This is a genomic window from Bacillus sp. UNC438CL73TsuS30, assembly GCF_000482325.1.
In the GTDB taxonomy this organism is placed as follows: Bacteria; Bacillota; Bacilli; order Bacillales; family Cytobacillaceae; genus Neobacillus.
The window spans coordinates 1,553,389-1,578,347 of the sequence record NZ_KI535295.1 but is presented as its reverse complement, the minus strand read 5'-3'; the positions used below and the strand labels follow the sequence as shown (position 1 = coordinate 1,578,347).

Below are 24,959 nucleotides of genomic sequence, written 5' to 3'. Positions count from 1 at the left end.
ATTTTTAATGAAAATGGGGCTCCTCTAGGGCGTTAGATCACATTGTATTGGGTGTCTGAGGCTTTAGACCTCGTGGGTCAGCGTTATGGATCTTGTCCTGCAAATACGGATAATACGTGAAATTCAAAGTTTATATTTGCTAGGTGGTATCACTGTAGGATGAAAACACGAGATCCTTTCACGTTCTAGAGGAGCCCTGTTATATAGTTCTGTGATGGTTGAATCTTCAAAAAAATGGATATTGGGGTTCTACTTAAGTTTGGCCTTTTTTATAAAATATTTACTCTTGACTTAATTGCCATTATACGCTGACCCCAGCTAGCTAGAGCCCCCTTTCTCCTTGTTAAAACTGCTAAAAGCCTTTAGGAAAACAAACTTTTCTAGTTTTTAAGATAAGTTTATCAGGAATTTATTCCTTCCGATCCATTCATCTTCTAGGCGGCCTCAAATTAGCATAGTGTACAAATCCTCCTTCCAGAAAATAGTGTCAGTCCCCCACTGCTTTATCCATTTAGCAAACCGGGCGACTAACCCCAAGCGAACCTATACTGTCACTTTTTCATTTTCAAATAGATCATATAAAATGCACCCAATATAATCCAAATCCCACCAATCAGTTTAGCTATTGAAGCTAAGCTAATCCAAACGTAGCCAATAATTATCAATCCAATGATTGGGAATATAAGGTGGTTTAGATAATCCTTACTCTTCTTTTTTCGAATAAAATAGTTTATTACTGAAATATGAAGTAACATGAATCCTGTTAGCGCACCAAAATTCACTAAAGAAGTTAAGTCATCCATGTGAGATGTGAAAAGGGTAGCAACAACTAATGAAATAATGGCAACAATGATGGTACTTGTATAAGGTGTTTTATATTTTGGATGTACTTTCGCAAAGAAGGCAGGTAATTTCTTATCCCGAGCCATACTGAATAAAAGACGTGCTATTGCAGCTTGGAAGATCATGGCATCAGCAACGCCAAAGGCAATTGCCACAGCCCCCGCGGTAACCCACTTTAACCAGGCACCCCCAGCCATTGCAGCAATGTCATAAAAAGCAGTGTCTATATTGGTAAAGCCATTAAAATCAGGATAAATGAGTGCTGCAATCCAGGTTTGAATTATGAATAAAGCCCCTACTGCAAGTAAAGAGTAAATAATTGCCTTCCCTACTGCTTTTCTTTCTCCTTTAGATTCCTCAGAAAGCGTCGAAACTGCATCAAATCCTAAAAAGCTTAATACAGCAATCGAAACAGCCCCCATCACTAGTCCGATACTAAAGTGTTCAGGATTATATAGTGGTTTAATTGAAAACTCAGCACCATTAACTCCATTTGCTACTGCAATAATTCCAAATATCACAAAAGCGACTAACACAGCTAATGATAAAAATAAGATGATTTTAAGTGCTGTTGTTGTAATCTTAACACCAACTATATTTAAAACTGTATTGATCAAAATAAAGAATACAATCCAAGCAACCATTGGGACTCCAGGAAGAATACCACTAAGTGCCGCAGCAGCAACCAAATAAATTAATGTAGGTACAAAAATGTAGTCTAGTAAAAATATCCAGCCAGCGAAAAATCCAACAAACTCGTTTATCCCACGCTGAGCATAGGAATAGACAGAACCTGCAATCGGAAATGCCTCTGACATGCGAGCATAACTAAGGGCTGTGAAAATCATACCAACCATGCCAATTAAATAGGCAAGTGCGACCATCCCGCTAGAAGCTTGCGCCACATAACCATATATAGCAAATGGGGCAATTGGGACCATTAAACATAACCCATAAATTAATAAGTCCCAAAATGAAAGTGTGCGTTTTAGTTCCTGTTTATACCCAAATTCCTCTAGTAAAGTATCTTCCTTAACTTTAATTGTATCTTTGTTCTTCTTTACAGCACCCTCCATAGATTCAACCTCTCCTCATATCATTTAGTGATAATAGGTCAAGTAATGAGTTACCATCGTCCGTGTTAACAAATATTTGGAATCGGGTAGACAAAGGAATCTTAAAAGATTCCTTTGTCTACGGCACCATATATTTTTTCTGCCGCTTTCTTACTTACCTTTCCTTCACGGATATCCTTTAAGATTAGTTGAGGATCACGAGAAATTGGATCGCCGTATCCACCGCCGCCTGATGTTTCAATAATGATCCGATCACCTGGAAGAGCCCGCAAATATCCCTTAGTCATTTCGATCTCTTTTCCATCACTCCCAACATGTCTGATCCTCGCTGGTGTGCCTGTTCCCCCACCGTCTAATCCCCATGGAGCAAAATTTGGATTGGATTGTTCGGTATAAACTAGTCCTTGATGCGGCTGTTCAAGTATCTCGTATTCCCTTCTAATCCCTAGTCCCCCGCGCCATTTTCCCGGTCCTCCCGAATCAGGTATAAGCTCGGTTGAGCGAACACGCACCTGATAAGATAGTTCACATACTTCAGCAGGTAAAATGGCAACGTTCCCACAGTGGGTATCAACTGCATCAATGCCATCACCGTTAGCATGGGCCCCCATTCCTCCCCCGAGGTCGTCTTGGATTACCCTTGGGGTTTTATTAACGGGATGCCAGCTGTCAATGGCCAAACTTGAGAATCCGATGAATGTTCCTGCAGCTGTTCGTTCTGGATATAGCTCTGAAAGCCCCCGTAAAATGGTATCAGCTATTCGCTGAACAGCAAGATGACGTAAACTTACCGCCGCTGGAAAATGGGGATTTACGATACTTCCTTCAGGAAGCACTACTTTTATCGGCCGGAAGCACCCCTGATTTTGTGGTGTTTCCGGATCGACAACACACTTTATTGCATATAGAACGGCTGAAGCTGCTGCGGCTGGCGGAACATTCATACCGCCTGCCATTTGGCGGCTTGTGCCAGTGAAGTCAACTTCAATTTCCTGTCCATTTTTAACAACTTTTACACGTATTTCTACTGGTTCGCCCCCAACACCGTCATCATCCAGCCACCCGCTGACAGTCGCCGCAGCATCCTTCATAGTGGCTAACTCAGTCCGCATGCGCAATTCTGAGTAATCCATGGACTTTTTCATGACTTCCTTTAAATTATTGCCTCCATACCGCTTAGCAAGATCCTTCAAGCGCCCTTCACCAAATCGGCAGGCAGCTATTTGAGCACGCAGATCCCCCATCGTTGCTTTAGGCTCCCGGACATTTCCGGCGATGATTGTTGTAACTGCCTCATTTATTCCCTCTGCTGTTGCCAGCCTTACGGGCGGGATGCGCAGACCCTCTTCAAAAATCGATCTGTTGTCAAAACCCTCCGTTCCAGGATTCTTACCGCCCATGTCTGCATGGTGGGCAATCGTTCCACAAATTCCGATTAATTCACCGTCATAGAAAGCCGGGGTAAACACGTGAAGGTCTGGTGTGTGCTGTCCGCCACGGTATGGATCGTTTACTAAGAACGCATCACCTGGTTTAAATGAATCTAAAGGAAAGTCGTTTAAAAGATCCCTTAGAGCCGTGCCCATTGATCCAAGATGGGCTGGAATATTTTCTGCCTGTGCAATTAGATTCCCTGTAGAATCAAAAATTCCACATGAATAATCAATCATTTCTCGAATAATTGGCGAATAAGCACTTCTCCCAAGCACACCGCTCATTTCGTCTGCGGCAGTAAGCAAGCTGCTATAAACAACCTCCAGCGTAATTGCATCAATCTCCAATTCTGGTAATGGCTTATTTATGGATGTCTGCATTTGTTTGCTCATTCGATCCCCTCCAATAACACAATTAGATTTCCTCGTTCGTCAGACCTTACATTTTGCTTTGGCTCAATAATTATGGTTGTATCCATTTGGACAATAATGGCTGGTCCTTCAATCTCCACATCCAATGTGAAATCTTCACGGCGATAAATAGGTGTATCCATCCAGCCATAATCATCAAAGAACACGGATCGATGGTTAATCGGTATGGCAGAATTTACACCAATCACTTCGGTTACTTGCTGGTTATCTATTCTGTCAATTTCGCCAATGGCGGATAATCGTAAATTAACAATTTCAACGGGTTCATCTATTGCTGCATGACCGTAAGTGCTCCTGTGAACTTCATGAAAACTATCGGTTGCATTTTTAAGAAGTGCTGCTGTAATTTCCTCCTCAATTGGAATATTCAGATAATATTCCTGCCCATTGTAACGAAGATCCAGCGACCGTTTCAAACCTATTCTGTCAGAAGGTACACCCTCTTTATCAAGGCGGTCTACACCCCTATTTTCAAGTTGGATGAAACTTTCTTCTAGTTTCATTAAATTGGCATTCTTAATTGAAACGACCTCGGTATGTGTAAAGTCATGGCGGATATCACTAAGGAGCAGGCCTGTTGCACATAACACACCAGGCGAAGCAGGGATCATCACCTGTCTAATCCCTAATTCCCGGGCAAGTGCTGTAGCATGTAATGGCCCTGCACCGCCATAAGCCATTAACGCAAAGTCTCTTGGATCGTAACCGCGGCGGCTTGATACCACCCGAAGAGCACCGGCCATATTAGCATTGGCAACTTCTAAAATTCCGGCAGCCACTCGTTCCACATCAAGGTCTAACTCATCAGCAAGCCTTTTTAATGATTCATACGCCAGTTCGGGGTAAACATCAAATTCACCGCCGAGATAATGTTCTGGATCAAGCCGGCCTAGGAAAAGATTCGCATCGGTCACCGTAGGATCGATACCGCCTAATCCATAACAAGCCGGCCCAGGCACAGCACCTGCACTCTTAGGGCCTACTTTCAATGCTCCACCCTGGTCTTTCCATCCTATACTGCCTCCGCCAGCCCCAATCGTATGAATGTCAACAGTTGGAACTTGAAGAGGGTACGTGTTATTGACCGTGGTCCCTTGAACCACTTGGGGTTTTCCGTCGATAATGATTCCAATGTCGGAACTTGTACCTCCCATATCAAAAGTCAGGACATTTGGAACATTTGCCTTCCGGGCAATTTCTGCAGCTGCAACCGTCCCTCCAGCTGGCCCGCTGAGGATAAGGTTATGTGAAGACACCTCTGCTTCCTTACCAGATACAATCCCGCCATTTGACTGCATAATATTTAATTTATTCCCGATTCCTTTTGCCTCCAGTTCCTGACGCAAATGGCGAATATACCGCCGTACAACCGGAGCTAATGCACCGTTAATCACAGTTGTAGATGTGCGGGGATACTCGCGAAACTCTGGACTGACCTCTGAAGAAATACATACATAAAGATCAGGAGCAAGTTCTGCGGCTGCCTCTCGAATTGCTGCTTCATGTTCCGAATTAGCGTATGAGAATAGAAAAGAGACGGCAAGGCTTTCAATTTCGTTGGAGACCATTTCATTTAATACTTCGTATATCTCGTCTTTATCTATCTTTTCAACTACTCTTCCATAAGGATCTACACGCTCTGTTACCTCCATTCGGAGATTACGAGGGACGATTGGGGCAGCTTTTTGCTGGTGAAGCTGATATAATTCAGGGCGCATTTGTGTACCAATCTCTAATAAATCGCGGAAGCCTTTTGTAGTAATCAGCCCTACTTTCGCCCATTGCTCCTGCAGCATTGCATTTGTAGCTACGGTTGTCCCATGTGCCAGGAACTTAACACTATGTATAGGTATTTCCGCTATTTTACAAAGACGTTCCAACCCATTCAATATGGCTTCTGCTGGATTTGAAGGGGTCGAAGGGACCTTAATAACAATTAATGGAGTTTCATCCTTCCATAAAACGCAGTCTGTAAAAGTTCCACCAGTATCAATACCTACACGGACATTAGTTGGGACTTCAATCGAGCTCATCATTTAACACCTCTTCTAGTAATGAATTTTATTGATTGCGTTTACATTTGCTTGCAAATACCTTATTAAAAGATATTGCAAGCATCGTGCCAAAATTAATCATTCCTAAATAGACTAACTTTACTGAGTTTTCCTTCTACAATGCATATTATGATGGCATCTTACATCAGCATAAATGCGTTTTTGCATCAAACCAGGAAATAAACGTCAGCCTAATGCGCAAGTATTTTAACCACTTAGCATCCTATCTCTCTATCCCATGTTTCTGCAGCTTTCTAACAATAGTAGATTGGTTTACTCCGAGACTACTTGCCATTTCCCTGGTTGTGTTATATCGGCTCATCGCCTTTAATAAAACTTTCTTTTCAACTGTCTCTATGAATTCTACTAAATTTGGCAGATCTTGATCCTCTATTTCTAAAGGAATTAGTTCCGAAGCATTGTTTTCCTTTTCATCCATGATGATGGCCTTTTCCATTACTACAAATCTTTCTATCGTATTTTCTAACTCCCTTACATTACCTGGCCATGAATACTGTAATAATTGTTTTAACTGCACAGGATTAAAGGCAATATTTTTTCGATATTTTTTATTAAATTCATGCAGGAAATAAAAAGCCAGTTTCTCTATGTCTTCCTTTCGATCTCTAAGGCTGGGAATTTGGATAGGAACCACATTAATTCGATAGTATAGGTCCTCGCGAAATGTACCATCTTTGATCATTTGACTAAGGTCTTTATTTGTAGCGGTAATAATCCTGACATCGATTTTCTTTTCCTTTGTCCCGCCAACTTTCATAATCACCCTTTCCTGTAAGGCTCGTAAAAGCTTAACCTGAAGAGGGAGTGACAGTTCGCCAATTTCATCCAAAAAAAGAGTCCCTTTATCCGCAAGCTCAAATATTCCTAGTTTTCCACCTCTTCTTGAACCCGAAAAAGCCCCCTCTTCATATCCAAATAATTCCGACTCTAATAGGTTTTCTGGTATTGCTCCACAATTGATTGTAATAAATGGTTTATCTCTTCTATTACTTAATAAATGGATTTGATTTGCCACTAATTGTTTCCCTACGCCCGTTTCACCCAATATTAATACTGAGGCATCAACTGATGCTACCGAACTTATAAACTCATTCAATTCTTCCATCTTCTTGCTCTTATAAATAAATTGTTTCTCCTCGGATTTTCCTTGATGAATACGAGCAACTTCTGTTTTATAATTTTCCAGCAGCCTCCTAGATTCCTCCAGTCTTTGATTTAGTTCATTGATCTCAGTTGAATCCTTTGTTATCGAAACTACCCGAATAACATCCCCTTTGTCATTTTTAATAGGGATCGATTCAATATCAAAAATTTCACCCTTACTTGTATACTGCAAGCCACTTTCCCGCTTTCCCGATCTTAAAACCTTCGCGGTGATTGAGGGATAGAATACTTTCATCTTCTCTAGGTCAAACACATTTTTACCTAAATGCTGCTGGTCATCTGTAGAGGTTACCCGAATTACTTTTCCTGTTTTATCTGCTACAAACACACTTTGATAATACTGTTCAAAAACGGTTTGCAATTCTTTCATAAACCACTCATCATTGTACGCAATATTTTGAATATTATTATCAGACTCCCAATCAATTACTCCTTTAATCTCCTTATTTTTATTCATAATAACAATTATTTTATTTTCTTCATAGATCGGTTGATTCGAATCTTCATAATTTAAAACGGAAACCTCCGTCGTGATACACTCAATAGATACCGTATTTATATTGGCGAGATCAACTTCTTTTAATTTTTCATATAACGTTTCGCGTCTAATACACCCCGCTATCCTTTGGCCCGAACAAAGAATAAACCAATTATAATTTGATTTAATTGCCTCAAATACAATTTGATGAAAGGTTACAGGCAATGTTATACAAATCGCATCTCTTATGAAATAATCCTTTATATTCATTTTATTTCACTCCCTTTTATCGCTTCTTTAGCAATCGAAGTAAAAGATTGATTGAGAAATATACAGAAACCACCTTCATACATTATTATTCGATACTAACTGCAAACCTCCTGTTAGAACGTTCCTGTGTGCAAAGGAACAGAGCTCATCTTCATGAAACTCTACGAATCTATATTGCACCTTGCCCTTCATAAACAGCGGTTGTTATCCCATTAACTTGCAGCCCAGATCATCGAAAAGTGATGATGGGCTTTTCCTAGAAAAACAAAATGGCAAGAAGTAAATCTTCCTGCCAAAACTACTTTCTTCCAAACCACCCGCTTGGCTGAACATTTCAATTGATGTTTACCTGCTTAACCTCATGATATGCCTCATTCCTTCAACTTACACGAAAACAGGACTTCCTTTTTCCGTTTCACTGTAGGTAATACTAACTTCAACGTTTTTTTGTTTTAGATACGCTAAAAATTTCATTGGATCAATACATTTCTCAGGAGGCTTAACTCCCTTTTCCGCGACTTCTCCATTCAATATCATTTGCGCAACAATCGAAGCAGGAACAGCTGTCGCATATTGCGTTGGACTGACATTCCACTCCTTTTGATAACCTGTTACAACCTCTAAACGAACCGATGCTTTATTTCCATTTTTAATTCCCTTAACCTCGACTAGTAAGGAATCTTTGCCCCATACCGGTTTTTCATTAGCGGACAATACTGTTTGTAATAATGAAACGGTTTGTTGTCGTGGAATTACCCTTTCCCCTCTAATTTCAACAGGGCCGGTTTCTAAAAGGCCTAAAGAAGTTAACAATTTAATTTTTTCAATCGTTTCAGGATCCCAGGTATCCTTATAGGTAATATTCTTTACACTTGGAAAACTCACTGGCAATGTCGCTAATTCCGAATGGATAATGGAATAGGTTTTTTGCGCCCCAATTTCCTCAGAAAAGCTGGTATATTCTTCATCCGCTAACGGAGGGATTTCACTTAATTTTCCATTTTTTACAACTAGTGCGTTGTTTATCGCCTCATCAATGATGGTATCGACTGCAAAGGAAAAGGTTACTCCTGAAGAGGTCGAACCATAACGGATATGAATTTCCTCCGCGACATCCAGGTGTTCCACGCCATACCGGCTAAAAATATTCGAAGTCCCGGGATCGGAGCCCATTCCCACAATGGATAAAATATTGGCATCAGCCATTTCTTGATCCAATTTTAATTGTTCTTTGGTTCGGTTGAATAATCCGCCAAGATCAAGAACACTAACACCAGCTGCTGCTGCTGCCTTCATTACATCGATGTTAAATATATAATTGGTAGCATTGACGCAAACCCTTGCTTGACTGAGAACTTCCTTTGTTCTTTCCTCGTCTTTAATATTAAGTGGAAAAATGCTAATCTTATTATCCACCCATTTTTTTAACTCTTCTAGTCTATTAACATCTAAATCTGCTGCAATCACACTTATGCCGCTTTCAACTAAATCTTTTACAATGACGCGTCCAATCGTTCCGGTAGCACCTAATACAACAATTTTATTCATATTAATTCCTCCCTAAAAATTTTTTAACACTGTAGTGCACCAAATCCTCCTTGAAAAATTTGGTACACATAAGCCTTACTTATTACTAATGCAAAAATAATGCCAAGTCGTTTTTCCGTATAATTACAATCATTAGCATTGCATCACAAACAAAAAAGATGGCATCATACATCAAATTCGATGCAAATTAGCATCGAATTCTGAGATTAAACGTAATTATTTTTAAAAATGAGGCCCCTTTTTGCTTAAACCATATAGCAAATCAGGGGACCAATTTATGATTCTTCGTACTAGAATCATATCAGTTTTGCTAAAGGGAAACTTTTATGGCACACTTGCCTAGAAAATGATCCGAAATCCGTTATCTAATGGTTTGAAAAGAAAAACCTAGCCAGGAAGGAGGATTTATCCATACGAGAACTATCAAGAATCACGGATATTCGGCTTCAAACATTATCTGAACCAGGAAATCAAAAATGGCAGAATATCAACTTTTTCCACATCCAGCCAATAGCAGAGGAGTTTTATCTAAACCGTCCCGTTGGTCTTTTGAGTGGGGTCTCCCCGAATTTGCATAGCTTCTAGAAACTTACTTTTTCTCATGAAAGATCAACATTCATCCTTTGAAAATGAGGTCAATCCGCCGATACTTTAACTATTTAGCAGACCAGGCGTTTAAAAGGGATTTGTACCACCAAACTTTCAATCTAATCATACCAATTAGTTTCTAATATTTTCTATTTTTCCTGTTGAAAGGCTATTGTTCCATTCATAATGGTTAATTCCACCCGTGTTTCCGGTATTTCTTCTGCCGGAACTTCAAAAAGATTGCGGTCTAATACAATTATATCTGCTAGTTTACCAACTTCTAAAGTACCTAATTCATGTTCTCTGAACGTTCCGAAAGCAGACCCATAAGTATAGGCTTTTAATGCATCCGCAAGAGTAATGCATTCATGAGCATTCCATATCTTTCCGCTTTCATTAGTACTATCCATTCTAGTTATGGCTCGATAAATTTCTAGCATTGGATTTAAAGGAACAACTGGACAATCACTTCCTAAAGCTAACTTTGCTCTAGCAGTCTTTAATGTATTTAAAGGAAATGTAAGTTTATCCCTTTCTGAACCTAATCGAGATAAATATGCATCTCTTTCCAATGCTGCTAAATGATAGGGTTGTACCGAGGCAATGACACCATACTGATGAAAACGACTAATATCGTCAGGATGAATTATTTCAATATGCTCAATGGTGTGTCTGGAGTCTCTTAAACCATTTATTTTCTGTGCTTCTTCAAATGCATCTAACGCTAGACGGACGCTCGCATCACCGACTGCATGAAAACGAATCCTAAAACCTTCTTTATCAGCGTCTACAACCCATTTTTTAATTAATTCAGGTGGAAACGTTGTATTTCCACGTATTTTAGGATTATCTGCATAAGGTTCTAATAAGTATGCTGTATATCCAGTAATGACTCCATCGATAAATTGTTTTAGGCCTGAAAATTGCAGCAAGTCCGTTTTATACGTATCTCTCAGCTTTTTAGCTTGTTCTAAGTCACCGTTTAGAGCAGGATAAAAGTGAATTCGAGTCGTTAAATCACCTAAATCCTCTAAATGTTTATATAGCTCAAAATCATCAATAATCTCACTAGACGGACCATATAAATCATTTAATGAGGTAACACCGTATTTTGCAGCCATTTTAAAAAAGTTTTTTACCATTTGTTTTTTCTTTTCTCGTGAAAAATTGTAGGCACCTTTGGAGATTAATTCCATCGCATCTTCGTATATTATGCCTGTTAGTTCTCCATTCTCATCCTTTGCAAATTCACCAAAAGGAGGATTTTCTGTATCCCGACCAATTCCCATTACCTCAAGTGCCTTGCTATTTACCCATGCATAATGTAATTCTGTATGAGTAAGAATTACAGGTCTATCTGGAAGAACCCGATCTAATGAAGCTCGGGTAGGCAATTGTTTATTTTCCCAATTCTCATTTTCCCATGAAAATCCTATAATCCAATCATCTTCAGGTCTTGTATAAGCAAATTGAAGAACCATTTCTGCTACTTCCTCTTCCGATTTTGCATTTACAAGGCTAATACTATCCAATTCAATGCTTCCTAAGATTATGTGAAGATGAAAATCATGAAACCCTGGCATAATCAGTTGATTTTGATAACGGTAGATTTTTGTATTATCTCCAATAAAAGAAGATATTTCCTCTTCAGTACCGATTGCTGCAATCTTATTATTAATAATGGCAATAGTGGCTGGCTCCGGTGTATTAGTAAGTCCAGTAAAGACGGTATTACTTGAAAGGACAACATCTGCTTTCCTAAAATTGATCATATGTACATTCCTCCTGTCAAAATACCGATGGGATAATATCAGAAATAATTTAAAAAAAGTATAACTACTCCAAAGTATATTGTTTTTACCTTTTTAAGAAGGTATAAAACTGAAACCTTTAAAGAAGCAGCTATACAATCAACTATTAAAATGCTAAGATAGATATTTCGATAACATTATCACAATAAATCAGTATATTAAGTTTAATACCAATCTAATATTTACTAAGAATTTCCTCTGTAATACAATTGATTTAAAAAATTAAGAGATTTCTTAATCAAACCACCCAGTTGGTTTGATTTCCATATTATTTATTACGTGTTTTACTTCCGTATATTGTTCCAATCCATAAGTACCGAGCTCACGCCCTATTCCACTCTCTTTATAACCACCCCAAGGACCCTCAATTAAGGTTTGTTCATACGTATTAATCCAGATTACTCCAGCCCTTATACTTTTAGATACTCGTTCAGCTTTTGAAACATCTAAAGTAAAAATTCCGGAAGCAAGTCCGTAAGGGGTTCCATTCGCAATCTTTATTGCTTCCTCTTCACCTTCAAATGGAATAATGCACAAGACGGGACCAAAAATTTCTTCCTGAGCAATAAGTGCATCAGGATAGACATCTGTAAAAATAGTAGGAGAAATAAAATACCCATTCTTTAATTCATCATTTTCTAAACGTGTACCGCCACAAGCAAGAGAGGCTTCTTTTTTTCCAATTTCAACATAGTTTAGAACTTTTTCCAATTGCCTTTCATTTATTAATGGTCCCATTTGAGAGAGAGAATTCATTCCATTACCTACTCTGATTTTCTTAGTCCGTTCAACTAGTTTATTTACATAACGGTCATAAATCCCTCTTTCAACGAGAAGCCTGGATCCTGCCGAACAAACTTGTCCGCTATTATTAAAAATTGCAAACATTCCATAATCCAAAGCCGTTTCAAAATCTGCATCATTAAAAATAATATTTGCTGATTTACCACCTAGTTCAAGGGATACCTTTTTTAAATTTCCTACTGCTGAAGTTAATATTGTCTTGCCAGTTGCTGTTCCACCTGTAAAGGCAATTTTATCAACAAGGTTGCTTTCTACAAGAGGAGCACCCACCTCAATTCCAGTCCCATTTAAAAGATTCACTACCCCTTTAGGGAAATCTAGCTCATCCATGTATTCAAATAAATGGATCGCAGTAAGTGGTGTAAACTCAGATGGTTTTAAAATACAAACATTTCCTGCAGCAAGTGCTGGCGCCAATTTCCAAGCAGCCATCAAAAGGGGATAGTTCCAAGGGATGATTTGAGCACAGACACCTATAGGTTCTCTTACGATTTTTGATGTAAGAGGTGCTTCTACTTCTAAAGTTTCCTCTAATTGTATTGTTGTTAGACCCGCATAATATCTAAATGTTTGTATAGTCGATTCAATATCAATTTTTGCTTCTTTAATTGTCTTTCCATTATTCATAGTTTCTAATTCTGAAAGAAAGGAAGCATTTTCTTCAATTTTATTTGCAAGCTGATTAAGAAGTTGCCCTCTTTTTCTCAGAGAATAGTTCCTCCATTCTCCACAATCAAATGCTTGTCTGGCAGCTCTAATGGCTGCCTGAGCATCTTCTTTTTCACCAGCTGCTACTCTTGCAAGAACTTCTCCTGTTGCGGGGTTATAGACTGGTAAGCTCTTCCCACTAACCGGCTTTACCCATTCTCCATTTATATATAATTGATCATATCGGGTTTGTATAATATTAACCATATTAAATCCCTTCTCTTTAGGAATTAACCATTTGATATTGTTCTTCTTTAACCATATTGCCAAGATGTTTTTCAATCGTATTTAGAACCGTTTCAATTTGTTCATAAGTAATCACAGCAGGTGGCTCAATCCGGATAACAGTAGCGTTATTTAAAGTCCCCCCCACCAAAATATTGTCACTGAATAGCCGCTTAGCAAGGTCAAAGCCAATATCATTATTAGCAAACTGCATTCCAATCAAAAGGCCTTTACCTCTTGCAGCAACCATTAATTCTGGATAATTAATTTGCATTTGGGTAAGCCGATCAAGAATATAGTCCCCTTTTTCTTTAGCTACTTGAGGAATGTTTTCTTCCAGAATCGTTTTAATTCCAGCAATAGCACCAGCACAACAGAGCGGGTTACCCCCAAATGTGGAAGATCCTAATAGAAAAGGATTTTCCTCCAGCCTTTTCCAATGCTTTCCTCGAGCGACCATTGCAGCTATTGGCATAACTCCGCCTCCGAATGCTTTACCTAAAGTCATAATATCCGGAACAACATCAAAGTGATCAATTCCAAACATGGTGCCAGTTCGCCCCATTCCTGTTTGCACTTCATCAACAATAAGCAGACATTCATGCTCATCACATAGTTTTCGAAGACGTTCAAAATAATCCATCGGCGGGATATTTACTCCACCCTCGCCTTGAATTGGCTCTACGATTATACCTGCAACTGTTTCCCCTGTTGTTTCAAGATTCTTAACCATTTCTTCCATTGCATCGGCATTACCATACTCTACATGATAAAATCCTGGAACAAGCGGCATGTACGGTTCGCGAAAAACTGCCTTTCCTGATGCAGAAAGTGATCCCATTGTTTTACCATGAAAACCGTTCGTTGTAGAAATAAAGCATTTTTTACCAGTAGCTATTCTAGCAAGCTTTATGGCCATTTCATTTGCTTCTGTTCCACAATTTGTTAAATAGGAGTATTGAAGATCCCCTGGTGTTATAGCTGCAACTAGTTTTGATAAATATCCACGTAGTGGATCAACAAGTTCCTGACTATGAAGGGCATATCTTTTAATTTGTGCTTCTACTGCTTTTACAACATTGGGATGCCGATGACCAAGCAGGTAAACCCCATAGCCACCTAAACAATCTATAAATTCTTTTCCTTTTGTATCTCTGAATACTGCCCCTTCCCCTTCCCATTCAACAAATGAATAGTCAGTAGACGCTGCTTTCCGATGCTTTAGGATTGCTTTGTTTACATAATTTTCAAAATTCACGACAGAGTCTTCTACAATTTGGTTTTTTTCCTCCCCTGTAAGAGATGAACTCTCGATATAATGTAAAATCCTTTTTGCAATCTGTAGGCTTTCTTCTCGCGTTTTTCTCATATTATCCATCCTTTTAATCTGATTTTTTGCACATAAAAATCTATTCTTTGAGATTGTGAGAACCTTAAATTTAAGAAAATTCAGGTTCCTCCGCCCAAACAGGTTTACCGGCTGATAAACCTCCGTCAATAACAAATTCGGCTCCCGTGATATATGCAGATTCCTCTGATGATAAATACAACACCATTTTTGCCACATCTAATGGAGCGCCTAAACGTCTTAACGGGATCGTCCTAGCTTGTTCTTCTGGTTGTTTGTTAGCCATCCTGGAGGCATACTCTACCATTTGGGTTTTAATAAAACCTGGATAAATAGAATTTACACGGACATAGGGTCCAAATTCCATAGCAGCATCCTTCGACATGGTTCGAATGGCTCCTTTAGAAGCTCCATATAAAGTGTGTCCAGCCGCACCAATCAATGCAGCAGTAGATGAGGCATTAATCACAGAACCTCTTTTATTCTTTAACATGCATGGGATTACATACTTCATCCCCAAGAAGGTTCCTGTTACATTCACACTCATGAGTTTATTCCATTCTTCCATCGACGTTTCAAGTAAAGGTTTTAATAGAAATAAGCCTGCATTATTAAATAAAATATCGATAGACTTGAATGTTTTCATCGATTCCTCTACCACTCGAGCCCAATGTTCCTCCTGACTTACATCATGTTGAAGAAATATAGCCTTACCTCCCTGATGATGAATTTCCTCTACAGTTTGGTTTCCATTTTTCTCATTTATATCTGTTACAATGATATGGGCTCCTTCTTGTGAAAGCAGTAATGCTGTTGTTTTCCCAATACCTGAGCCACTGCCAGTAATCAGGGCTACTTTGTTTTTTAATTTCATTTGAACACCACCAATTGTTATATTATTGACTGAAAAAGGGGACTAACTGGCAATCCACCCCCCATCAATAACCAATTCAGTTCCCGTTATGAATGATGATTCTTCTGAAGCTAAAAACAATGCCCCATGTGCTACATCTTCAGGCTTGCCAAGACGCGGCCAGGGTGTTACTTCTTTCATCCACTTAACGGCTTCAGGATCAGAGAATAAGACATCTGTCATTGGGGTTTCTATCATTCCCGGATGAATGGAGTTAACTCTTATGAAATCTTTTGAGAATTCCATTGCTGCAGACTTACTTAAAACACGGATAGCTCCTTTAGATGCATGGTAAGATGCGTACCCATTTACACCAATAATTCCATACACTGAAGAAATGTTAATAATGGATCCTCCCCCAGCTTTTCTAATCTCAGGAGCAGTGTATTTCATTCCAAGAAATACACCGCGTGTATTCACTGCCTGAACACGTTCCCACCCTTCAAGCGTTTCATGTTCAACGTTATTAGGTGAACTGATTCCGGCATTGTTAACGAGGATATCCACTTTTCCAAAATGCTGTAATGTCTTGTCTATTACCTTTTTCCAGTCTTCCTCTGATGAAACATCATGACAAAAAGGCAAGGCGATTCCATCCGAATTAATAATTTCGTTTGCAATCTTTTGGACTTCCCGATCAAGGATGTCTGTTACGACAACTTTCGCACCTTCTCGGGCAAATAATTTTGCCTCAGCAGCACCTTGACCCATTGCAGCACCAGTAATGATGGCAACTTTACCTTCTAAACGCTTCATATCATTTCTCCTTAATTTTCGTATGTTTCTAAAATTTATTTGTTCATTTTTGAACGAGCATAATAGTCGAACATAACAGCTCCTATTATGATCATCCCTTTGAAAATCGATTGCCAATATGGGCTTAATGATAGACTATCAAATACATTTGACATCATAATCAGTGTACATCCGCCAACTAGGGTTCTCCAGATTGCTCCTTGGCCGCCACTCAATGAGGTACCGCCGATCACAACTGCTGCAATAACATCCATAATAATTAAATCCCCAATATTCGCCTGTCCCTGCCCCAGTCTTGAAGCGATTATTATGCCGCTAATCGCTGCACATAGGCCAGATAAACCATAGGCACTTGTTGTAAGCCAATTTACCCTCAATCCAGATAACCTGCTTGCTTCGTGATTTCCGCCAATGGAATAGAGAGAACGTCCATATGTGGTAAAGGCTAAAATAATGCCAAAAATAATATAAGCTAAAAAAAGAAGAATAACCGAGACTGGAATATTCCCTATGAAACCCGATCCTAGCCAGCGGAATGATTCTTTTTCTACAAAAAACGGTTGAGCCTTAGAATAAACAAGAGCGAACCCTGTAAACATAGATCCTGTACCTAAGGTTGCTACAAACGGAGGAACCTTTAACTTTGTTACTAATAAACCATTAAATAAACCAGCACAAAATCCTACAATTAAGGTAATTAGGGCGACTATAGGAATGGATATGCGATCAGCCAAGCTTGCAATTAGGACCGCACTTGATGCATAAATTCCCCCAACAGACATATCCAGACCACCCGTTATTAAAACAAAAGTCATTCCTATACTCATCATTCCAATTATAGACAATTGACTAAACATATTTAGAAGGTTTGCTGAGTTTAGGAATCCTGGGTAAAGGATTGTGGAGATGATGATCAAAATGGCGAATGCAACCACAACACCGTATTTGTAAAATAGAGAGTTTAAACTTTGGATATTAAACGTTGATATGTTTTCTGTATTGATTTTAGACTCCAAATTATTCATACGACCCTCCCTTTAAAAGTTGATTTGAGAATATTATTAACACTAATTTCTTCCTTTGTTTTTAGTTCATTAACTAATTTTCCCTTTGACAATACTAGTACTCTATCGCTAATAGCAACTACCTCTTCTAACTCAGAAGAAATGACAATAATGCTGGTCCCTTCTCTTGCTAATTGCTTAAGAATTTTTAAGACATCGATTTTAACTCCTATATCGATCCCTCGTGTTGGTTCATCTATTATCAGAACCTTCGGGTTGATATTCGTTACTTTTGCCAATAATACTTTTTGTTGGTTTCCACCCGATAGATTTCGACAGATTGTATCGATTGAACGGTTAAGACCAAATTTATTTCCAAGCTTCTCAGCTTTCTCCTTAGCGGATTTTTTATGATATATTCCCCATTTTCTTACACTCTTAAAATCCACCATATTAATATTAATCTGACTAGATAAATCTAATACAAGACCTTGATGTTTACGGTCTTCAGGTGCTAAGGCAATACCCAGCCCCATCGAATATTTAGGTGAATGCGGCCATTTTACTTTTTTACCTTCCATCCATAATTCTCCTGAGGATGAAGCCTCTAATCCCGCTAAGGCACGAGCCAGAGTGCTTCTTCCGGAGCCAACCAATCCACCAATCCCAACAATTTCTCCAGCCCGGATCGAAATATCTATAGATTCAATTGAACCTGGAACAGTCACCTTTTCTGCACGTAATATCTCCTGACCAAATTGGCCATTTTCAGGAAATGATTTAGAAATAACCTTAGCTAGGTCATTTCCAATCTCTTCCCCTAACATTTCAGAAACCAATCGATCCTTATTCCAGTATTCTATTCGTTCTGTTCGAATTTTTTTTCCACTTCTTAAAATAGTAATGTGATCACTGATTTCCAGTACTTCATCCAAGTGATGGCTGACATAAATAATACATATCCCTTGGTCTCGTAAGGAATGAATCGTATCCAGCAGCGATTTCCTTTCTGGAGGTGCAAGAGAGGCGGTAGGCTCGTCAAATATAATGACATTTGCGTTGGATTGAAGCCCGCGCATTATTTCTAACATCTGCTGATCCGCAATGGAAAGACGTCCCGCCGTTTCCATCGGTGAAATATTTACTCCTAACTGGGCACACAATTCTTTAAACCGGGCTTTCATCTTTCCTTGGGATAAAAAACCCTTCGTGTTCATATATTGACCTAAAAAGACGTTATCGACGGCAGTGAGTTCAGGCACGATCGTCAATTCTTGAAATATGGTGGCAACTCCAAGATTTCTAGATGATCTTGGGTCACCATACTGTAATTCCCTTCCAAAAATGTGGACACTTCCATCAGAAGGAGCAATTCGACCTGATAACATTCCTAACAAAGTTGATTTCCCCGATCCGTTTTGTCCTACTAACGCATGAACCTCACCTTCATAAATCGTAACGTCAATATTTGAATTGGCAAAAAAATTCCCATACTTCTTGGTTAAACCAGAAATTTTGATTGCTTCTTTTTCGAATGTCCTAACTGGTCCTATCATTGCTCCCTCCATGTCACGAACCTCCAAGCTTTTTAATACTCCGGTAATCCTTTTGCTTTAAACTCTTTAATATTATCCTTTTCGACATAAGGTGTTCCTGGCAGTATTTCTTCTTGTGTTAAGTTATAAAACTTCTTAACTTCTTTGCCATTAAAATGGTCATGCAGTGCTTCTAAACCCCTTTGAACCTCTTCTTTTGGTAACATAATAACCGTTTGTTGAATATCACCATTTTCTACCGATTTAAAGGACCATTGGTCGCCGCCAAAGTCATAAATTTTAACATTCTTTCTGTTTGCTGATTTTACAGCCTCTACGACACCGACCGTCATTCCCGAATAATTTGAAAAGATAACATCTAAATCTGGATTGGCTTGTAATACGTTTTGAGCCACTTGATATGCCTTGTTAGCTGTATAATCTGTAGCAAATTCACCTGCTAGATTCCAATTAGATTGCGAGGTTAACTCGGATTTAACAGCCTGCATCATATTTATATAGTTACTACCTGTTGCCGGACCTCCGATCACAGCTATTTTGCCGCCTTCAGGATTGTCCTTAATAATTTTTTGCATAATATCCTTATAAACAACAAGCCCTTGACCACTTACAAAGCTTAATACACCTTTTGGAGCATTATCCTGTACACCACAAAGTTCTATGTCAATAGCTGCAACAGCAATTCCTGCCTTAGGGGCATCTTCGGTTAGAATTTTACAAACTAGATTTCCGTCATTCGCTTCTACGACAAAACCGTCATACTTGCCTGAAGTAATAGCATTTTGTATTTGGTTTAATTGCACCAGGGGATCAAATTGGCCATCAAACACGTCTAATTTCATGCCTAAATCTTTTGCTGTCTTTTCAGCATGTGTGATTGCTGTTTGTAAATAGTTATTACTTGCAGCGGATGAGAAAAATGCTATTCTTTTAGGTTTATTAGAATCAGTTACCTTTGAACCCGCACTTGCATTATCTGATTTACCTGAACTCCCAGTGGTTGAGCTTGAGCTTGAATTACATCCTGTTAACATGACAATTAACAATAAAATGAATAGCGGCATAAACTTTCTCATCAAAATTCCTCCTAAATATTTATTTCTTGTTCTTTATATGGTTTGTATTTTAAATACAACTCTTTTCTCCGTTGTCGATCCTTAAATGTTGTTGCTGCTCCATTTTTACGATTTTCATATAATTCATCAAGGTCTACTATGCCTGTAATAACCATGCTACAATTTGTTTCCGCCTCAGTGATAACCCCTGTATCCGGCCAAGCACTATCGCAAGGACTCAATATTGAAGCTCGGCCGTATCCTTTGCCTACAGGTCCGCCTATCTCACCAACTGTTGGACAATGGACGAAATACACCTGGTTTTCAATACAACGAGATTGGGCGCAATGACGAACTCTCCAAAATCCATGTTCTGTAATTGTATAAGATGGACAGAAAATAATTTCAGCACCATTTTGACTTAAGATATGAGACACTTCGGGAATTTCAGCCTCATAACAGATAGCCACCCCAATTTTTGCAGGTCCGATATCAAAAACTTCGATTTGATCTCCTTCTTTTGTTCCCCAATCTGCCTCTGCAGGAAAGATATGAGTCTTTTTGTGTCCTACATAGGTTCCATCTTGTTTGAAAATATAAGCAATATTAAAATAGTTATCTCCTCGGCGTTCTAAATGGGATCCTCCAATAATAACCTGCTTCCTATCATTCGCAAGACGACTAAAGAAATTCTTGTACTGTTGCGTAAATTCATCGATTCTAGTTACTTCTTTTACTTCTAATTCATTAAAGTCTGGGAAAACAGTTAATAACCCTACGGTAAACGACTCAGGAAATAGGACATAATCGGAATCTGAAGGCACATCTTTCAACAATGCATTGACTTGATTCTCAAACTCTTTAAAGCTGCTTACCGGCTCTAATTTAAATTGACATACAGAGATTTTTACAAGTTTCATAGAATCACCTCTTCCTAATAAATTTAAATATCAAAACCATTTACTGGTAATGATAGATTAGCCCTTTTCATTATTCAGGATGAATAACATATTCTATATTTTCAACATATGAATCATAAATACTGCCTAATGTAGTAAACCAGGCTCCACGGGAATCCATATATTTGATTAATTTTTCTAACATTTGAATGTTATGTGCACGACCGATGGTTTGAGGATGCACTGTTAATATATAACACGCTCCTTCCTCTTCTTCACATGCATAGTCAAAGATTGATTTCCATCTGTCATATAACTCTTGATTTGATCTCATCCCCTCAGCCCCTCCTGGAACGAATTCCTGTGTAGGGAAATCATCTAAGTACCAGGACACCGGAATCTCTATGATTTTACTTGGCGGCCCAAATTTATTTCCGTTATCCTCATTTATCTCAACTGGACGCGGACGATAAGGATATAAATCATTTCCCATCAAGCTGCTATCATAGCTAAACCCATGTTTTTCCAAAATACTAAGAGTGTTCGGACTATAATCCCACGATGGGGAACGGTAACCTCTAGGCTTAACACCAATTCGATCTAATGCCTCAAGACCCATATTCATGATCTTCTCTTCCTGCTCATATGGTAAATCAGTCGGGTCTTCATGTGCGTACCCATGATGACAGACTTCGTGTCCTATTGTAACGATTTCTTTGCAGATATCAGTGTGTGTGTCGATTGTATGTCCTGGAATGCAAAAGCTTGTTTGGATGGTATACTTATTAAATAATTTTAGTAATCTTGGAACGCCAACTTCCGCACCAAACTCACCTCGAGCCATGTAGGAAGGGGAAAATCTCTTAAAGGTCCCCATCCATACAGATGCAGCGTCAAAATCTACACCAATGTTTACCGCCACTCTCTTTCCTTCAGGCAAGGCAATCTTTCCAGTACTTTGCACAAACAATCCCTCCACTATTTTTGATTCAAGCATTTTCAAACTATAAAAACAGGACTTTCAACTATTCTATTTGTTTATATTAGGATATTTGATTTTTTTAAAAATTTGGCTCTTCTAGTAAGGTGGACATTCTTTTGATTTACCTGAACCATATAAATTAATCTAAATTCCAATAAGGGGATATTAACTCTACTACATTGTCAACATAGGCCTTTTGGTGATCCATTAAACGGTGAATCGGAAGCATATTTGTATGAAAAATCCTAAAAGGGTCTTCCACACCCGAATTTAGACCACTGAGGGATTCAATGATTGCCAATGTACAAAAAGGAACATAAGCAGTACTATAACCTCCCTCATGACAAATAACGATTCTCCCATTACAATGGCGATCAGCTATCCCTTTTACAAGGTCCGTCATTTGTCTAAATCCTTCCGAATTTACCATCATCCTTGATAGGGGATCATAGATACTTGAATCCTGCCCAGCCGAAACAATAATTAATTCTGGTTTAAACTCATTAGCCACGGGAATGATAACCCTTTCAAATGCGTGTATGTAACCTTCATTTGATGTTCCTGGCGGAAGAGGAATATTAATATTAAAGCCAAGTCCCTCCCCCTCTCCAATGTGCTCTGCAAACCCTCTATCTTGGGGAAAATTATATTCTTGATGCAGTGAGATAAATAATGTACTAGGATCATTATAGAAGGCGTTTTCTGTCCCATTTCCATGATGCACATCCCAATCTAAGATCATAATCCGATTTAGGCCATATATTTGTTTTGCATATTCAGCCGCAACCACAACATTATTAAATATACAAAATCCTCTTCCACAATCTGCCTCTGCGTGATGCCCAGCAGGTCTTGACATTACATATGCGTTTTTTACCCGTTCTTCCATAACAGCCTCAACCCCAGTTATAGCAGCTCCAGCAGAAAGAAGAGCAATTTCATAAGAACCTTTTCCAAACGGTGTATACCCATCCCCTGCATCTCCGCCAAAACCATCGCTTAACGCTTTAATCCGGTTTATATACTCTTCTGTATGATAATATTCAATTTCTTTTCTAGTTGCTGGACGAGGGGTTATCACCTCAAGTTGTTTCATCATTCCACATCGTTCTAATAGATTGTTTACCCGTCTTTTTGACGCAGGACTTTCAACATAAGAATCCGGTTCAACAAACCCTCCACTTGGAATAAACAATGCACCATTTCCAGTATCATGCCAAAAGGAACTTTCATCATAAATATAAGCTGTTTTTTTTTCCAATTAAAATCCCCGCTTTCTTTAAATAAAAATAAAACATCGTAGTGTAGTATATTTATTTAAAATTATAGGCCATTCAGTTTATTCAGAAAATTATAATATTTTGAATAGGTGTATTTTTTTTAGTTTTATCTAAAAGGAAACAAGTGCTTTTCTAGGCCAGTTAGGTATTGCATCATTTCAGCGGAAAGATTTAATAGTCCAGGAAATAGAAAAAACCCATTTAATTCAAATGGATTCTTCACTTTCAAATAGGTTTTTTAAAAAAGTAGATTTAAAGAAATATAAGAAAATAATGACCTATTAAGTATTACTTATTTCACGAAATTGTTTTGGTGTTAAACCTGTTTGTTTCTTAAATACACGGTTAAAGTACTTTGAATCGTTAAATCCAACAGCTTCACTAATTAGATAAGCGGGCATTTTCGTGTTCAACAACTTTTCCTTTGCACATAAAACTCTCTTTTCAGTTAAGTATTCTATAAAATTCACATTAAGTTCATTCTTAAATATGTGGCTTAAATAAGAAGGGGATGTTTTTAACGTATCGGCTACCAAAGTTAATGATAACAACGGATTCACAAAATTTTCATCAATATATTTTTTTGCTCTTTTTCCAATATCCGATGGCGACTTATTCCATTCCCCTATGATTTGGTCAAGTAAAGGGAAAATTTCCTCTTCTGTAATCATGTCTAAATCTTCATTACAATTCGCTATTTTCAATTTATAAAACAAGCTATTATTGTTTATTATATTGTTCGGCTTATTTAAATACCGACTCAAAAATGTATAAATTTGGAAGGTGAAAATCCATTTCTCCTCAAACAAGAAATTAGTTTTTATCAGTTCTTTCATAAATTGCAGGAGCTTTGTCTTTTCGCCCATTTGTAACAAAGATAGTATTTCTTTTTCCTGCTCTTTAGACAAATAGAATTTCTTACGGTTTAAATCCTCAATCTTTATACCGTGCTTTAGATTTTTTTGTAAATTAATCTGAGCTTCTTGGAATGCATCGACAATATGGTTTCGTTCACTTGAATAAAGTTTGCTTATACCCAAATTATTGGAAGCATATTGTAATGTGGATAATCGTCCCTTCAACATCTCTTTGTAAGATATTTCATTCTGAAAGCATAAGGTGTACACCATGGCATAACCAAATTGAAAGGAAAAATAATCGCATAAGGAATAATCCGTTTTTAATATTTGTTTTGATAATGGTTCCGTAGATATCAATAAACTAAAGTAAGGAAATGGCAAGATGAATTCTTCATATGCTGGTTTTGAAGTGTGCATAACTTGTTCGTACAGATAATTGGCTACCTGTACCCTAGATACATTTAGGGAAGTTTGGTTTTCCTGTTTGATGGTATGAATCGCTTTTATAACTGTTTCTTTTAATTCATGTGGATCAATTGGTTTTAAAATATAGTCTGTTGCCCCGAGCTGGATAGCCTTCTTTGTAAATATAAAATCATCATAACCGGTTAGGATGATTACTTTAATACGATTAAGCCCCATTTTTCGTATATTTTCCAAAAAAGTGATTCCATTCATAATTGGCATTTTTATATCGGTTATAACAATGTCTGGCCTATAGGTATCGAGGAGCTCCAAACCTTTTTTACCGTTACTTGCAAAACCAACATAATCGATCCCCATATCACCCCAAGGCAACATATTTTCTATCCCTTTTCTAATCCAAGGTTCATCCTCCAAAATCATCATTT

17 protein-coding genes are annotated in these 24,959 nt (G+C 38.2%); all 17 read right to left on the bottom strand.

Annotation, left to right across the window (positions count from 1 at the left end; all coding sequences use genetic code 11):
* Window positions 1-551 precede the first annotated feature (551 nt).
* Window positions 552-1,919, bottom strand: a complete 1,368-nt coding sequence (locus M028_RS0121780; RefSeq protein ID WP_051591156.1) for an APC family permease — start codon at window positions 1,917-1,919, stop codon at window positions 552-554.
* A gap of 101 nt (window positions 1,920-2,020) precedes the next feature.
* Window positions 2,021-3,745 (bottom strand): hydantoinase B/oxoprolinase family protein, encoded by a 1,725-nt coding sequence (locus M028_RS30750; protein ID WP_051591155.1) that lies wholly within the window; start codon window positions 3,743-3,745, stop codon window positions 2,021-2,023.
* Window positions 3,742-5,820: a hydantoinase/oxoprolinase family protein gene (locus M028_RS0121770; RefSeq protein ID WP_051591154.1), complete on the bottom strand. Its 2,079-nt coding sequence runs from the start codon at window positions 5,818-5,820 to the stop codon at window positions 3,742-3,744. The genes M028_RS30750 and M028_RS0121770 overlap by 4 nt, the downstream gene beginning before the upstream one ends.
* 241 nt (window positions 5,821-6,061) lie before the next feature.
* Entirely contained in the window at window positions 6,062-7,771 is a 1,710-nt protein-coding gene (locus M028_RS0121765) for a sigma-54 interaction domain-containing protein (RefSeq protein WP_081810824.1), read from the bottom strand.
* Between the two features lie 384 nt (window positions 7,772-8,155).
* A complete protein-coding gene (locus M028_RS0121755; RefSeq protein ID WP_026575723.1) occupies window positions 8,156-9,319 on the bottom strand; it encodes a saccharopine dehydrogenase family protein in 1,164 nt (387 codons plus the stop codon).
* Window positions 9,320-10,056: 737 nt separating this feature from the next.
* Entirely contained in the window at window positions 10,057-11,679 is a 1,623-nt protein-coding gene (locus tag M028_RS0121750) for an amidohydrolase (protein WP_035424254.1), read from the bottom strand.
* A gap of 273 nt (window positions 11,680-11,952) precedes the next feature.
* Complete coding sequence (locus tag M028_RS0121745; RefSeq protein ID WP_026575721.1) at window positions 11,953-13,437, bottom strand: aldehyde dehydrogenase family protein; 1,485 nt, start codon at window positions 13,435-13,437, stop codon at window positions 11,953-11,955.
* A gap of 16 nt (window positions 13,438-13,453) precedes the next feature.
* A complete protein-coding gene (locus M028_RS0121740) occupies window positions 13,454-14,824 on the bottom strand; it encodes a putrescine aminotransferase (RefSeq protein WP_026575720.1) in 1,371 nt (456 codons plus the stop codon).
* Window positions 14,825-14,894: 70 nt separating this feature from the next.
* Window positions 14,895-15,677, bottom strand: a complete 783-nt coding sequence (locus M028_RS30745) for an SDR family NAD(P)-dependent oxidoreductase (protein WP_051591153.1) — start codon at window positions 15,675-15,677, stop codon at window positions 14,895-14,897.
* Window positions 15,678-15,719: 42 nt separating this feature from the next.
* On the bottom strand, window positions 15,720-16,472 hold the full coding sequence (locus M028_RS0121730) for a glucose 1-dehydrogenase (RefSeq protein WP_026575719.1): 753 nt from the start codon (window positions 16,470-16,472) through the stop codon (window positions 15,720-15,722).
* A gap of 35 nt (window positions 16,473-16,507) precedes the next feature.
* A complete protein-coding gene (locus M028_RS0121725) occupies window positions 16,508-17,497 on the bottom strand; it encodes an ABC transporter permease (RefSeq protein ID WP_051591152.1) in 990 nt (329 codons plus the stop codon).
* On the bottom strand, window positions 17,494-19,044 hold the full coding sequence (locus tag M028_RS0121720) for a sugar ABC transporter ATP-binding protein (protein WP_051591151.1): 1,551 nt from the start codon (window positions 19,042-19,044) through the stop codon (window positions 17,494-17,496). Before M028_RS0121720 ends, M028_RS0121725 begins: the two co-directional genes overlap by 4 nt.
* Window positions 19,045-19,064: 20 nt before the next feature.
* A complete protein-coding gene (locus M028_RS0121715) occupies window positions 19,065-20,108 on the bottom strand; it encodes a sugar ABC transporter substrate-binding protein (RefSeq protein ID WP_026575716.1) in 1,044 nt (347 codons plus the stop codon).
* A gap of 11 nt (window positions 20,109-20,119) precedes the next feature.
* Window positions 20,120-21,007 (bottom strand): nitrilase-related carbon-nitrogen hydrolase, encoded by an 888-nt coding sequence (locus M028_RS0121710; protein ID WP_026575715.1) that lies wholly within the window; start codon window positions 21,005-21,007, stop codon window positions 20,120-20,122.
* Between the two features lie 70 nt (window positions 21,008-21,077).
* Window positions 21,078-21,950 (bottom strand): polysaccharide deacetylase family protein, encoded by an 873-nt coding sequence (locus M028_RS0121705; protein ID WP_026575714.1) that lies wholly within the window; start codon window positions 21,948-21,950, stop codon window positions 21,078-21,080.
* 157 nt (window positions 21,951-22,107) lie between these two features.
* Window positions 22,108-23,229 carry a class II histone deacetylase gene (locus M028_RS0121700; RefSeq protein ID WP_026575713.1) on the bottom strand — a complete coding sequence of 374 codons (1,122 nt, stop codon included), beginning with the start codon at window positions 23,227-23,229 and terminating at the stop codon, window positions 22,108-22,110.
* Window positions 23,230-23,529: 300 nt separating this feature from the next.
* Complete coding sequence (locus tag M028_RS0121695; protein ID WP_231510874.1) at window positions 23,530-24,957, bottom strand: response regulator transcription factor; 1,428 nt, start codon at window positions 24,955-24,957, stop codon at window positions 23,530-23,532.
* Window positions 24,958-24,959 lie beyond the last annotated feature (2 nt).

Excerpts from the sequence above, each read along its gene's own strand:
- M028_RS0121725 (WP_051591152.1), bottom strand. The coding sequence starts at position 17,497 with ATGAATAATTTGGAGTCTAAAATCAATACAGAAAACATATCAACGTTT.
- M028_RS0121750 (WP_035424254.1), bottom strand. The coding sequence starts at position 11,679 with ATGATCAATTTTAGGAAAGCAGATGTTGTCCTTTCAAGTAATACCGTC.
- M028_RS0121730 (WP_026575719.1), bottom strand. The coding sequence starts at position 16,472 with ATGAAGCGTTTAGAAGGTAAAGTTGCCATCATTACTGGTGCTGCAATG.
- M028_RS0121745 (WP_026575721.1), bottom strand. The coding sequence starts at position 13,437 with ATGGTTAATATTATACAAACCCGATATGATCAATTATATATAAATGGA.
- M028_RS0121720 (WP_051591151.1), bottom strand. The coding sequence starts at position 19,044 with ATGGAGGGAGCAATGATAGGACCAGTTAGGACATTCGAAAAAGAAGCA.
- M028_RS0121765 (WP_081810824.1), bottom strand. The coding sequence starts at position 7,771 with ATGAATATAAAGGATTATTTCATAAGAGATGCGATTTGTATAACATTG.
- M028_RS30750 (WP_051591155.1), bottom strand. The coding sequence starts at position 3,745 with ATGAGCAAACAAATGCAGACATCCATAAATAAGCCATTACCAGAATTG.
- M028_RS0121695 (WP_231510874.1), bottom strand. The coding sequence starts at position 24,957 with ATGATGATTTTGGAGGATGAACCTTGGATTAGAAAAGGGATAGAAAAT.
- M028_RS30745 (WP_051591153.1), bottom strand. The coding sequence starts at position 15,677 with ATGAAATTAAAAAACAAAGTAGCCCTGATTACTGGCAGTGGCTCAGGT.
- M028_RS0121780 (WP_051591156.1), bottom strand. The coding sequence starts at position 1,919 with ATGGAGGGTGCTGTAAAGAAGAACAAAGATACAATTAAAGTTAAGGAA.
- M028_RS0121770 (WP_051591154.1), bottom strand. The coding sequence starts at position 5,820 with ATGATGAGCTCGATTGAAGTCCCAACTAATGTCCGTGTAGGTATTGAT.
- M028_RS0121710 (WP_026575715.1), bottom strand. The coding sequence starts at position 21,007 with ATGAAACTTGTAAAAATCTCTGTATGTCAATTTAAATTAGAGCCGGTA.
- M028_RS0121755 (WP_026575723.1), bottom strand. The coding sequence starts at position 9,319 with ATGAATAAAATTGTTGTATTAGGTGCTACCGGAACGATTGGACGCGTC.
- M028_RS0121740 (WP_026575720.1), bottom strand. The coding sequence starts at position 14,824 with ATGAGAAAAACGCGAGAAGAAAGCCTACAGATTGCAAAAAGGATTTTA.
- M028_RS0121715 (WP_026575716.1), bottom strand. The coding sequence starts at position 20,108 with ATGAGAAAGTTTATGCCGCTATTCATTTTATTGTTAATTGTCATGTTA.